Genomic DNA, 12,382 nt, shown 5'->3' on the forward strand with positions numbered 1-12,382 from the left:
CCACAGTCACGGACGGACGTTTGCAGCGCGTTTTCACGTCTCCCCCTTGCCATCCCAGCCATTCCACGCCATCCCCCGCGCATGACTTATGATACGATCATCCTGGGCGCCGGTGCTGCTGGCTTGATGTGTGCCGCCCATTGCGTTGGGCGCGTTCTGGTGATCGATCACGCGAAGGCGCCGGGTGAGAAAATCCGCATATCGGGCGGCGGGCGGTGCAATTTCACCAATATGTATGCAGGGTCAGGCAACTTCCTGTCTCAGAACCCGCATTTCTGTAAGTCCGCATTGGCACGCTACACGCAGTGGGATTTCATTGAAATGGTCGGGCGTCATGACATCGCTTGGCACGAGAAAACACTGGGACAGCTGTTCTGCGACGGTTCCTCGAAACAGATCATCCAAATGTTGCTGGATGAAATAGAGCGCGCCGGGGCCGAGCTGTGGGTAAGGACCGAGATGAAGGACCTGCGCAAAACCGACACTGGTTTCGCGCTGACGGTTGAGCGCGAGGGGCAGCGTCATGCCCTGACCTGCACCAATCTGGTACTGGCCACAGGCGGCAAGTCGATCCCTAAAATGGGGGCGACGGGTCTGGCTTATGACATCGCGCACCAGTTTGGATTGCGGATGACCGAGACACGCGCGGCTCTGGTGCCGTTCACCTTTTCCGATGGCAGGTTCAAGGACCTGTCCGGTGTCTCGCTGCCGACGCGGCTGTCGAACGACCGGACCAGCTTTGACGAGGCTTTGCTTTTCACCCATCGCGGCCTCAGCGGACCAGCTGCGCTGCAACTATCCTCATACTGGCGCGAGGGTGAGGCGATCCGGGTCAACCTCATCCAGGATATGCCACTGTTCGACCTGCTGCGAGATCAGCGCCAAAACAGCGGACGCAAAGCCCTGACTACTGAACTTTCCCGGCAGTTACCCGCGCGATTGGTCGATTTCCTGAGCCAACACATTCCCATGCATGGCAATCTGGCCGACCAATCGGACACTGCCCTTTCGGACCTGGTCGAGGCCCTGTCGAACTGGCATCTGACCCCTTCCGGGACCGAAGGCTATCGCACCGCCGAGGTCACGCTGGGCGGCATCGACACCGATGATCTGTCGTCAAAAACGATGGAGGCCAGGGATGTCCCCGGCCTCTATGCGATAGGTGAAGCGGTGGATGTCACCGGTTGGCTGGGCGGGTACAATTTCCAATGGGCATGGTCCTCAGGCCATGCCGCTGGAACTGCAATCGCCAGTCGGGGTTAGCCGACACGGTATTTGCGCGGCACTAGCCGACGACGTTGTACCCACGGCCACGCATGCAGTTACGCACCAACACTTCTTTGTTCTGGTTCTTGTTGATCACATCCGCACCGGCGCCAACCAACGCACCTGCAACTGCAGCACGGCCCAGATTATCGCTGCTGTCCTGTACGATCCCGGTCACTGCGGCTGCGCCAACGGCGCCGATGGCTGCATTCCCGGCCGTGGTGCCATCAACAGATGCCTGCGATGCCGCAAGCTGTTGGCACTGCTGCAGATCAACGTTGTAATTCGGGCCAACCGGACCATCGATGATCGGTTGGTAGTTTGCGCCAGTGTTGGTGCAGGCACCCGCAATCAGAATGGCAGGCAGGATCAGGGAAAACTTACGATATGGCATAGTCATAACCTCGTGTTGAATTTGACGGGTAGCAAAACCAAAAAATATGGCGCGTCAAGCTGATAGCATCTCAGCTTGGCCCAACCGGCGATCTATTGCAAATGGCGTGTCCTAAAGCCGTTTGCGAACCTGTTCGGCAAAATCCTCACCGCGTTGTTCGAAATTGTCATATTGATCAAAGCTGGCTGCGGCAGGGGCCAGCAAAATCGTCTCGCCCGACTGCGCGTCGTTCATTGCCTGTTCAACGGCTTCTGCCATTGTGGTGCAAACCACGGTATCTGCCTGTAACTGCATTGCAAATCCGGCAGCTTCGCGCCCGATCACATAAGCCTTGAGCACATGTTCACTGGCTGAGTTGAGTGCAGACAACCCGCCCTCTTTCTCAAGCCCGCCACAGATCCAGCGGACCTTCTTGAACGCGTTCAACGCCTTTACTGCGCTGTCGACATTGGTCGCCTTTGAATCGTTCACATAGGTGACCCCATCCGCTTCGGCGATGATCTGACTGCGATGCGGCAGGCCCGGATAGCTGTGCAACGCATCCTGAATGATCCGAGGGGCCAACCCCAACGCGCGGCACGCGGCGTAGGCGGCACAGGCATTCTGGTGATTGTGTGCACCGGGCAGACCTTTGATCTCGCGCAGGTCAATCGACCCTGCCTGTCGCCCCTTGCGATACTCCGACAGGAACCCTTTGCGCGCAAATACCTGCCATCCGGGTCCGGTCAACTTGCGGGCAACCGAGATACGGATCACCCGGTCATCCGTTGGCGCTTCGGCCAGCTGACCGGCCAGAAAGGCGCCTTCGTCCTCATCCACTCCGATCACGGCACGGTCAGGGCCACCTTCGGCAAACAGACGGCGCTTGGCGGCAAAATAGCCCCCCAAGCCACCGTGACGATCCAGATGATCCGGTGACAGATTGGTGAAAACGGCCACATCAGGTGTCAGCGACCGCGCAAGCTCTGTCTGATAGCTCGAAAACTCCAACACCACGACCGAGCCATTGCCCCCTGGATCAATGTCCAAAACGCCTCGGCCAATATTCCCCGCCAGCTGTGCCTCACGGCCGGCTTCGATAAGGATATGATGGATAAGGGCGGCGGTGGTTGATTTCCCGTTCGACCCGGTCACCGCAACCACGCGGGGCGGAGTATCGAGATTGTCCCATTCCGGCCCAGCGAACGAGCGGAAAAACAAACCGATATCGTTATCCACGGGCACCCCGGCCTCAAGCGCCGCCGCCACCACAGGGTTCGGCGATGGGTAGAGATGCGGTATCCCGGGCGAGACAATCAGACAGGCAACCTCATCAAACGCCCCGTGACGGCCTAGATCGCAGCATGTGAACCCTTCGGCTTCGGCCGCCGCGCGTGCAGCCGGATTATCATCCCAGCAGACGGGTTCGGCATTACCGGCCCGCAAGGCGCGCGCCGTGGTCAGGCCAGACCGACCCAGCCCCAGAACCGCAACTTTCTGTCCTGAAAACCCTTTGACCGGGATCATATTTCCCACCTTCTTTCGACTTCAAATGCGCCGACACACTGCACAGATGAACCTGCCATTGGCAAGATCGACAGCAGGTTCGTGCGCAGCGCGAGCCCGGCCCAACAGGAGGCGGCGGGCCGGCTGTCCTCCGAACCTGGCGGGAGCCTACCGGACCTTCAGCGTCGCAAGCCCAATCATCGCCAAGATCAGAGAGATGATCCAGAACCGGATAACGATGGTGGGTTCTGCCCACCCCTTTTTCTCATAGTGATGATGGATCGGGGCCATCAGGAACACGCGACGACCAGTGCGCTTGAAATACAGCACTTGGATGATCACGCTCAGCGCTTCGACCACGAACAGACCTCCGACGACAGCCAACACCAATTCGTGTTTGGTGGCCACCGCAATCGCTCCCAAAGCGCCGCCCAAGGCAAGCGATCCAGTATCGCCCATGAACACGGCAGCAGGCGGCGCGTTGTACCATAGAAACCCAAGGCCAGCGCCGAACAGGGCCGAGGTGAAAATAAAGATCTCGCCGGTTCCGGGCACGTAATGCACATCCAGATACTCGGTAAAGTCGACCCGGCCCACTGCATAGGCGATAATCCCCAGGGTCGATGCGGCGATCATTGCGGGCATGATCGCCAGCCCGTCCAGCCCGTCAGTCAGGTTCACCGCATTTGCGGACCCAACGATCACGACAATCGCGAAGGGAATGTAGAATATCCCCAGATTGAGCAGCGTGTCTTTGAATACCGGCACCGCAAGCTGATTCTGCAGCGCCTCAGGGTGGTGCATCGTGGCCCAAATAGACGCCAGAACCGCGATAATCACACCAAGTCCTAACCGCATTTTTCCAGAAACACCTTTGGTGTTTTGCTTGGAGACCTTGGCATAGTCATCTGCAAACCCGATGGCGGCATAGGCCAACGTTACGAATAAGACCATCCAGACATAGGGGTTGTCCCACCGTGCCCAAACCAGTGTCGATGTGACAAGCGCGCCCACGATCAGCAAGCCGCCCATGGTCGGCGTACCCGCCTTGGAAAAGTGCCCCTCGGGGCCATCATCCCGGATCGGTTGCCCTTTGCCCTGCTTGCGGCGCAGAACATTGATCAGCGGTTTGCCAAAGATAAACCCGAAAATCAGCGCTGTCATAAAGGCACCGCCCGCCCGGAACGTGATGTACCGGAAGAGATTGAAAAAATCCCCTCCGTCCGACAGGCCGGTCAACCAATAGAGCATATCAATACCTTTCCCGTGCGGCGATCATGGCTCAAGCGCGTCCCCTTGCCCCATTTCCCGCAAACCGTCAACAATTCGCGCCAGCGCCATGCTGAGTGATCCTTTGGCAAGAACAGTGTCGCCTGCGCAGATCAGCTCTGGCAGCCGTTCAGCCATCTCAACGCTGGTCTCAAACCAAAGTCCGCGCTTTTCCGCTGGCAACGCATCGTAAAGCGCTTTCATAAGCGGGCCAATGCAGTGAACCTGATCCATCTGCGTCATAGCCGCGACATTCGCCATCGCAGCATGCATGGGGATCTCTTGCGCGCCCAGCTCTTTCATATCACCCAGAAATGCGATCCGGCGCCTGCCCTGTGAGGCGGCCAGAACATCCAAGGCAGCCTCCATCGAAGTTGGATTGGCGTTATAGCTGTCGTCCAGCAATTCGACCTGACCACCATCCGGCAGTGAAATCTGCTCGCGAACGCCGCGACCTTTTACCGGCAACCAGTTGCCCAAGCCTGCGATGGCTTCGTTCAGGTCGACACCAAGTTCAATGCAGGTCGCCAATGCCCCAAGTGCATTCATGGCAAAATGAGTGCCTGCTGATTGCACATCAAAGGAGATGGCTTTTCCGTCGACCCTGGCAGTCGCATGGACCGAGTCCGGTTTCTGCACAACATCGGTCAGCACGTAATCTGACGCAGCGCGCCCAAAATCGACGATCCCTGCTCCGGCCTCATCTGCGTATTGGCGCAGGATGTCGGCGTGTTCGATATCCGCATTCACGATGGCCGCACCGCCCGGGACCAACCCTTCGAATATCGCGGCTTTCTCTTTCGCAATACCTGCAACCGACTCGAATGCTTCCAGATGGACTGCCGCGACGGTGGTAACCAAGGCCACATGCGGGCGGGCCTGACGCGCCAGCGGAGCAATCTCTCCGGGATGATTCATCCCGATCTCGACCACAGCGAATTCGGTATCGCGCGGCATCCGCGCCAGCGTCAGCGGCACCCCCCAATGGTTGTTGTAGCTGGCAACGCTGGCATGTGTTTTTCCATGCATTTCCAAGATGTTGACCAGCATTTCTTTGGTCGATGTCTTGCCGACGCTGCCGGTTACACCGACCACGCGCGCCTCTGTCCGGGCACGAGCCGCCTGTCCCAGCGCCTCAAGCCCGGTCTGCACGTCCTCTACGATCAGTAACGGCGCGTCCGGGGAAACGCCTTCGGGTATCTGCGAGACCAGCGCAGCGCCTGCGCCCTTCTCAAGCGCTTGCGCCACAAAATCGTGGCCGTCGCGTGCCGCTTTGAGAGCAACAAACAAGTCGCCGGACTGCAGTGTCCGGGTGTCGATGGATACGCCATTGATCTGCCAATCAGCAGTGGCACGCCCACCCGTGGCCGCAGCGGCCTCGGCCGCAGTCCAGAGCGTCATGCCACCCTCCCGTCGAGGGCGGCCACGCTGATGCTGGCCTGTTCTACGTCGTCGAAAGGTAAAACCTGATCGCCCACAATCTGGCCTGTCTCGTGCCCTTTACCGGCGATCAGCAGCGCATCACCCGGTTGCAGGGCATCTATGCCGCGCAGGATGGCTTCGGCACGATCACCCACTTCGGTTGCCTCGGGCGCGCCCAGCATCACCGCAGTACGAATGGTAGCTGGGTCTTCGGTGCGGGGATTGTCGTCGGTGACAAATACCACATCAGCGTTATTGGCCGCAGCCTTGCCCATCAGCGGGCGCTTGGTCGCATCACGATCTCCGCCGGCACCGATGACGGCAATCAGCCGGCCCATAACATGAGGGCGCAAAGCCTTGAGTGCCGTGGCCACAGCATCTGGCGTATGGGCGTAATCGACAAACACAGCAGCCCCGTTTTCACGCGTCGCAGCCAGTTGCATCCGTCCCCGGACCGTCGTCAGATGCGGCAGGGTCTCGAAAACACGCGTGGGATCTTCGCCGCCAGCGATCACCAGCCCACATGCCAGCAGGATGTTTTCAGCCTGGAACCCACCGATCAGGTTCAATCGGGTCTGATACACCTTACCCTGCCACGAAAACCGCAGATCTTGCCCGGTTGCATCAATGCGCTGATTGAGCAGACACAGATCTGCATCACCCAATCCAACAGTCAGCACATTTTGCCCGCGGGTTTCAGCGATACGACGAACCTGCCCACCCTTTGGATCGCTCATGTTGACCACAACCGTGCCGTCCTGAGGCAACACGCGGTCGAAAAGTCCTGCTTTGGCGGCAAAATACGCCTCGAAGGTTTCGTGATAATCCAGATGATCCTGGGTGAAATTCGAGAAACCCGCTGCCGCCAACTGTACCCCGTCGAGGCGGCGCTGCTCGAGACCATGCGAGGATGCCTCCATCGCGGCATGTGTCACACCGTTCTCAGCCGCCTCGGCCAAACACCGATGCAGGGTGATCGGTTCGGGCGTTGTATGCGCCAGAGGGGCAGTCCATGCGCCCTCGACCCCGGTTGTGCCCAGGTTGACGGCCGCATGACCCAGTTCCATCCAGATTTGGCGGACAAAGGTCGCGACAGAGGTCTTACCATTGGTCCCCGTCACAGCCACGATGGTTTGAGGCTGCTTTCCGAACCACAGTGCTGCGCATCCTGCCAGCGCCTGCCTTGGGTCTTCAACCACCACCAGCGCGGCATCCGACCCCGCAAGCACGCCCGCTGCGACCTCGGCCCCTTCGGCATCGGTGAGGATTGCGGCGGCCCCCATGCGCAGAGCATATTGAATGAACTCTGCGCCATGGACGCGCGTTCCCGGAAGTGCCGCAAACAGATAACCGTCTTTGACCTCGCGGCTATCAACGGCCAACCCGGTAATCTCAGGGTTTGCACCCGCACGTGCGGTCAGGGCCAGTTGGCTGAGTTTCTTAGTCCTAGTGCCCATGACCCACCTTTCGCCGGACGCCTAATTCGAGGTCAGCGTTATAGCAGCGCGCGCCTCAGGCTCAAGCCGGGGGCGCAATCCCAACAAGGGCGCGACACGCCCGATCAGCTCCGCAGCCACAGGTACGGCTGTCCACCCTGCTGTACGGCGTTTTTCGCCATAGGCCACGATGGAAGGTTCATCCAGAGTGACGATAAGTACGTACTTCGGATCATAGGCCGGGAAGATCGTCGCAAAAGTGGCGATGACTTTGTCATCATAGTACCCACCGCGCGGCTTCGGTTTGTCTGCCGTACCGGTTTTACCTGCCACGTCATAGCCGGCGACATCGCCAAAGCTCGCTGTGCCGTCGGTGACAACCTTGCGCAGCATCTTCTGCGCCTGCGTCGCAGCGCCCAGAGACATCACGCGCGGGCCATATTGTGACCCGCTCCTGCGCAGAATCGTTGGGCTGACATAATACCCGCCATTGGCAATCGCCGCATATCCCGCCGCCAGATGCATCGGGCTGGTCGACAAGCCATGGCCATAAGAAATGGTCACTGTGCTCAGCTCACCCCATTTCTTGGGCTTGAGCGGCTCGCCACCTTTTGCTTCGACAATCTCGAACGGGGTCGGTTCGAACATGCCCAGCGAACGCAGGAATTCCTGTTGCCGCTGCGCGCCAATTTGCAGCGCCAGACGCCCAGTACCCCGGTTCGAGCTGTGGACGATCACATCCGCCACGCTGATCTTGCCGTAATTCTTGCCGTTGAACTCACCAATCGGAAAACGCCCGATTTTCATCGGACCCGAGGTGTCGATGATCGTTTCAGAGTTCACCAGACCAAGCTGAATTGCCTGCGCGGCGGTGAATATCTTGAACACAGATCCCAGCTCGTAAACGCCCTGCACATAGCGGTTGAACAGAGGGCTGTCCGATGGATCGAACCCCGACGTCGGGGGGCGCGGGCGATCATTGGGATCAAAGGATGGCAGCGACGCCGCCGAGATGACCTCGCCCGTATGCGCATCCATCAAAACGGCTGAGGCGCCTTTGGCGTTCATGATCTTCATGCCACCAAAAAGCACCTGTTCGACAGCGGCCTGTACAGTCAGATCCAGCGAGAGTTGCAGCGGCTTGTTTCCGTTGGCAGGGTCCCGCAGATAATCGTCGAATTGCTTTTCAATCCCGGCCACGCCGATCACCTCGGCAGCACTGACGCCTTCACGCCCAAAACCTGACCCGCCAAGGATATGTGCTGCCAGCTTGCCATTCGGGTAAAGGCGCATTTCGCGCGGGCCGAACAGAATACCTGGATCACCGATGTCATGCACGGCTTGCTTCTGCTCGGGCGAGATGCGCTTTTTGATCCACAGGAACTTGCGGTTGCCGGTGAAATCCTTGATCAGACGGTCTTTTTCCAAATCCGGGAAGATTGCCACCAGTTGATCCGCGGCGGCAATCGGATCGATCATCAACGGCGGCTGGGCATAGACGGAATAGGTGTCCAGGTTGGTGGCCAGAATGCGCCCTTCGCGGTCAACAATATTGGCGCGCTGCATCGCGATTGTGGCACCGGGGGCGTTGGCCAAGGGTTCTTGCGCCTCGGATGTCGCAAGCATCCCCATCCGAACACCAACCACCGAGAAGGCGCAAAAGAAGAAAAGTCCCAGCACCAGCAAACGGCCCTCGGCCCGAGCACGGGCCCTGTCCTTCATATCTTCATGGCGCTTCTGGATGTTTTCGCGCTCGATAACCTTGGGATTTTCACCGCGTGCACGCGCATCCAGGACACGGGCCAGAGGGCGGAGGGGCGTGCGCGTCATGGGAACTGCACCTCTCCCAACGCCTTAATGTTGGTTATCGCCTGCAATTCGATGGGATCGACAATCGGAAGATCTGGATCCTCGGCATAGGCAACCTGATCCGCGCGCCCAAACTGCTCTGCTCGCAAGGGCAGCAGGCCGAGACGTTCAAAATTCAGATCCGCCAGCTCTCGAAGACGATCAGGACGGTTCAAATAGGCCCATTCCGCATTCAGAACGGCCAGTCGGACCTGCGCCACGCCGATCTCTCGTTGCAGTGTTTGCGTTTCTTTCACAACTTGCTGGGTGCGGTAGTTCTCTTGATACGCCCAAAGGGCCACCCCGAACACGGCCAAGGCAGTCAACACATACAATACACTCTTCATTTTGCCCTTCCCCCTAGTTGCGGCATCCCAATGGCGCGGGCTTCAATTTCCCCCGCCGGAGCCTCAGTGCGCACAGCAACACGCAGCTTGGCTGAGCGCGAACGCGGGTTTTCTTGTAATTCCTGCTCGTCCGGCCCCACTGCCTTACGGGTTTTGAGCGTAAATTGCGGCTGGTCCTGCGTAATTTCGGGCGCATAGCGATTTGCCCGGCCTGTTTTGCCCGCCCGCGACTGAAAGAACCGCTTGACCATGCGGTCTTCGATCGAATGAAACGTCACAACAGCCAGCTGCCCGCCAGGTTTCAGCGCGCGCTCAGCGGCCATCAGGCCCTGGAACAATTCTTCATATTCTGCATTCACCGCGATGCGCAGCCCCTGAAAGCTGCGTGTCGCGGGATGCGATTGACCGGGTTTGGGCCTGGGCAGACAGGATTCGATAAGCCCCACCAACCGCAAAGTGGTTGTGATCGGCTCTTCCGCCCGCGCCTTGACTATAGACCTGGCAATTCGCCTGCTGGCGCGTTCTTCACCATAGTGAAACAGGATGTCGGCGAGTTGCGCTTCGCTTGCGGTGTTGACCAGATCAGCCGCGCTTTCGCCGTCCTGGCTCATGCGCATGTCCAGCGGGCCGTCCTTCATAAAGGAAAAGCCACGCTCGGCCAAATCCAGCTGCATGGAGGAAACCCCAAGGTCCAGCACCACCCCGTCCAAGTCCTGCGCGTATTCGTCCAGACGCGAAAAGACGCCGGGCTGCATCACCAGCCGATCGCCATAGCCCTTGGCCCAGTCCGCAGCCATTTCAAAGGCCAGCGGATCACGATCAACGCCGACGACCTTGTCCGCGCCTGCCTCGAGCAGGCCACGGGTATATCCCCCGGCACCAAAGGTTCCGTCCAACCAAACACCCGACACCGGAGAGACCGCAGCCAGCAAAGGGCGCAATAATACCGGAATATGTGGTTTGTCAGAAGAGGGTTGCGCACCGGCCATGCCGTCACGCGTCCCCGACGCCATCTAGGAACACCAGAGGGTCAAAATCTTCGGGCTGATCATCCAGCCATTCTTCGGCCGCCGCCAATTCATCAGACTCATAGGTTTCAGGCTTCCAGATCTGGAACGTGTCGCCGGCAGCAATAAAGAAGGCTTCGCCCTCTAGGTCAATCTTGCTGCGCAGCTTGGCAGGCAGGACCAGACGCCCGGTCTCGTCCACATTGGTCGGAAAGGATTGCCCGTGGAACATACGCTGCAGGGTTTTCCGCTGCATCGAACCGCGCGGAAGCGCATCGACCTTGGCGTCAACCTCGTCAATCGCCTGCATAGTATAGCATTCAAGGAATTTGCGCCGGTGATCGCCATAAACAATTACAAGTTCGGGATTGTCACCGGGCTTCCAGTTGGGATCAGAAGCTTCAAGCACACGGCGAAACGAGGCCGGGATTGATACCCTGCCCTTCGTGTCCACCTTATGGTGGCTTTCACCTCTAAACCTGCGCGCCAAGACGACTGTCCCTTTCGCTTGCGCCCCACTTGAAATTCTCACTCCCCCCAGAATTAAAACGGCGGGTTGATCTGCTGCCACTGATCAACCCGCCGCATTGACCCGCTTTGCGGGATGTCCAGCTGCGCGCGCCACCTGGGGGGATGTCTGCTCGCCCGCGCGCCGGATCTCTTGATTGATGAAAGCGAGAAGCCTGTATGAAACCTGATTTTATTGGTTCGGGGTCGTTTAGCGCCCCATGTGCCTCGTCCTCATCGGATAACTAAGGGATGACATGGGAATTCATGGAAATCAATAGAAAATTTCTCACACTCATGCCCCAACTCACAATGTAATCGATAAGAAAATGAATGGAAACTCAATTTATACACCATAATTAGGATACAACTACCTTATAGTAACCATATATAGATAAATCAGAGCAATTCTGAGCGTCCCATGAATTCCCAACATTTTTTTACTTTCGTCGATTCCCCGTAGATAGAGCCAGCAAATCCTCCATTCCAAACTACGAATCAACAAAGGTGGCTCGGTTCCCACGCACTCCCAAGTTACTAAAAGCCACCTGAACCCACGATTTCCCATATACGCACGAGCACAGCCGTTCGGCTGCTTCGATAACCGTACCGAAGCAATCGGACCTTACGTAACGATCCTATGGTTTTCAGTGGAACCGGGTTAGGAGCGACACCCTTGGCGCAACTCAAACCCATATTTTTAAGGCATATTCGATTGCCAACATTCAACTCTTTGATATCCATGCATTTGCTGCATAGCAGCATTGACGACGTCAGCTATTGTGCGATCGCAGCATTTGCTTATTTTCATCCTCAAGCAAACGCCGAAACACTTCGGCACCAACATACGAAACGGGTTACGCAGATGGGTGTAGCAACACAACAAACCGCTCTGAGAAGCGCTCCGGCATTCGGCCTGGCTTCGATGATCGAAACCGCAAAGACCCGGTTTGCACGCTATCGGGCCTACCGCCAGACGGTTAACGAACTGTCCGAGCTGTCCGATCGCGAGTTGGCCGACCTGGGCCTGCACCGCTCAATGATCCGTCGGCTGGCAATGCAGGCCGCAGAAGAACAATTCGCGCGTTAAGCGCACAGCAATACAGAGATCAGACCCTACTCCTCCCTTGGGTCTGTAATCTGCGGCAACGTCTCTCCTCCTCCCTGACGTTGCCGCCTTTTATACCGGCCCTGAACGCCGGAAGCAGATACATCGGGGCTTTCCTCCTCCCTGCCCTGATGTTGAAAGTACGCGGCGACGTCTCTCCTCCTCCCTGACGTCGCCGCGTCTTCCTCATACCGGGATCAAACCCGGGTTCGGATACATCGGGGCTCTCCTCCTCCCTGCCCTGGTGTTGAAAAGAACGGCGGTTTCCTTCCTCCTCCCTGGGAACCGCCGCT

General features: G+C 58.2%; 11 protein-coding genes. 2 read left to right on the top strand and 9 right to left on the bottom strand.

Features of this window, described 5'->3' with window-relative positions:
- Nucleotides 1-81: 81 nt before the first annotated feature.
- Nucleotides 82-1,263 carry a BaiN/RdsA family NAD(P)/FAD-dependent oxidoreductase gene (locus AC2FIZ_RS06390; protein ID WP_281972765.1) on the top strand — a complete coding sequence of 394 codons (1,182 nt, stop codon included), beginning with the start codon at nucleotides 82-84 and terminating at the stop codon, nucleotides 1,261-1,263.
- A 22-nt stretch (nucleotides 1,264-1,285) separates the two neighbouring features.
- On the opposite strand, the gene AC2FIZ_RS06395 is transcribed toward AC2FIZ_RS06390, so the two are convergent.
- From AC2FIZ_RS06395 to mraZ, 9 genes are all read right to left on the bottom strand, one after another.
- The gene (locus tag AC2FIZ_RS06395) at nucleotides 1,286-1,660 is read right to left on the bottom strand and encodes a glycine zipper family protein (protein ID WP_246097157.1); all 375 of its coding nucleotides are present in this window, start codon (nucleotides 1,658-1,660) and stop codon (nucleotides 1,286-1,288) included.
- Nucleotides 1,661-1,771: 111 nt separating this feature from the next.
- On the bottom strand, nucleotides 1,772-3,166 hold the full coding sequence (gene murD / locus AC2FIZ_RS06400; protein ID WP_282021458.1) for a UDP-N-acetylmuramoyl-L-alanine--D-glutamate ligase: 1,395 nt from the start codon (nucleotides 3,164-3,166) through the stop codon (nucleotides 1,772-1,774).
- Between the two features lie 147 nt (nucleotides 3,167-3,313).
- A complete protein-coding gene (gene mraY, locus AC2FIZ_RS06405; RefSeq protein WP_142635045.1) occupies nucleotides 3,314-4,396 on the bottom strand; it encodes a phospho-N-acetylmuramoyl-pentapeptide-transferase in 1,083 nt (360 codons plus the stop codon).
- Nucleotides 4,397-4,420: 24 nt separating this feature from the next.
- Complete coding sequence (locus tag AC2FIZ_RS06410; protein ID WP_496790776.1) at nucleotides 4,421-5,815, bottom strand: UDP-N-acetylmuramoyl-tripeptide--D-alanyl-D-alanine ligase; 1,395 nt, start codon at nucleotides 5,813-5,815, stop codon at nucleotides 4,421-4,423.
- The gene (locus AC2FIZ_RS06415) at nucleotides 5,812-7,293 is read right to left on the bottom strand and encodes a UDP-N-acetylmuramoyl-L-alanyl-D-glutamate--2,6-diaminopimelate ligase (RefSeq protein WP_281994911.1); all 1,482 of its coding nucleotides are present in this window, start codon (nucleotides 7,291-7,293) and stop codon (nucleotides 5,812-5,814) included. Before AC2FIZ_RS06415 ends, AC2FIZ_RS06410 begins: the two co-directional genes overlap by 4 nt.
- Before the next feature lie 21 nt (nucleotides 7,294-7,314).
- Nucleotides 7,315-9,102 (bottom strand): peptidoglycan D,D-transpeptidase FtsI family protein, encoded by a 1,788-nt coding sequence (locus tag AC2FIZ_RS06420; protein ID WP_142635051.1) that lies wholly within the window; start codon nucleotides 9,100-9,102, stop codon nucleotides 7,315-7,317.
- Complete coding sequence (gene ftsL, locus AC2FIZ_RS06425) at nucleotides 9,099-9,467, bottom strand: cell division protein FtsL (protein WP_142635053.1); 369 nt, start codon at nucleotides 9,465-9,467, stop codon at nucleotides 9,099-9,101. The genes AC2FIZ_RS06420 and ftsL overlap by 4 nt, the downstream gene beginning before the upstream one ends.
- Nucleotides 9,464-10,456: a 16S rRNA (cytosine(1402)-N(4))-methyltransferase RsmH gene (rsmH, locus tag AC2FIZ_RS06430; RefSeq protein ID WP_281972837.1), complete on the bottom strand. Its 993-nt coding sequence runs from the start codon at nucleotides 10,454-10,456 to the stop codon at nucleotides 9,464-9,466. Before rsmH ends, ftsL begins: the two co-directional genes overlap by 4 nt.
- A 4-nt stretch (nucleotides 10,457-10,460) precedes the next feature.
- Nucleotides 10,461-10,928 (bottom strand): division/cell wall cluster transcriptional repressor MraZ, encoded by a 468-nt coding sequence (mraZ, locus tag AC2FIZ_RS06435; RefSeq protein WP_496790778.1) that lies wholly within the window; start codon nucleotides 10,926-10,928, stop codon nucleotides 10,461-10,463.
- Between the two features lie 918 nt (nucleotides 10,929-11,846).
- Between mraZ and AC2FIZ_RS06440 the strand changes: the two genes are divergently transcribed.
- Nucleotides 11,847-12,071 carry a DUF1127 domain-containing protein gene (locus AC2FIZ_RS06440; RefSeq protein WP_142635057.1) on the top strand — a complete coding sequence of 75 codons (225 nt, stop codon included), beginning with the start codon at nucleotides 11,847-11,849 and terminating at the stop codon, nucleotides 12,069-12,071.
- Nucleotides 12,072-12,382: the final 311 nt, after the last annotated feature.

Source organism: Ruegeria sp. CDSB022 (assembly GCF_059611145.1).

Bases quoted from the DNA above. Each gene is read 5' to 3' on its own strand.
- mraY (WP_142635045.1), bottom strand. From the start codon at position 4,396: ATGCTCTATTGGTTGACCGGCCTGTCGGACGGAGGGGATTTTTTCAAT.
- AC2FIZ_RS06410 (WP_496790776.1), bottom strand. From the start codon at position 5,815: ATGACGCTCTGGACTGCGGCCGAGGCCGCTGCGGCCACGGGTGGGCGT.
- murD (WP_282021458.1), bottom strand. From the start codon at position 3,166: ATGATCCCGGTCAAAGGGTTTTCAGGACAGAAAGTTGCGGTTCTGGGG.
- ftsL (WP_142635053.1), bottom strand. From the start codon at position 9,467: ATGAAGAGTGTATTGTATGTGTTGACTGCCTTGGCCGTGTTCGGGGTG.
- AC2FIZ_RS06420 (WP_142635051.1), bottom strand. From the start codon at position 9,102: ATGACGCGCACGCCCCTCCGCCCTCTGGCCCGTGTCCTGGATGCGCGT.
- AC2FIZ_RS06395 (WP_246097157.1), bottom strand. From the start codon at position 1,660: ATGCCATATCGTAAGTTTTCCCTGATCCTGCCTGCCATTCTGATTGCG.
- AC2FIZ_RS06440 (WP_142635057.1), top strand. From the start codon at position 11,847: ATGGGTGTAGCAACACAACAAACCGCTCTGAGAAGCGCTCCGGCATTC.
- AC2FIZ_RS06415 (WP_281994911.1), bottom strand. From the start codon at position 7,293: ATGGGCACTAGGACTAAGAAACTCAGCCAACTGGCCCTGACCGCACGT.
- rsmH (WP_281972837.1), bottom strand. From the start codon at position 10,456: ATGGCCGGTGCGCAACCCTCTTCTGACAAACCACATATTCCGGTATTA.
- AC2FIZ_RS06390 (WP_281972765.1), top strand. From the start codon at position 82: ATGACTTATGATACGATCATCCTGGGCGCCGGTGCTGCTGGCTTGATG.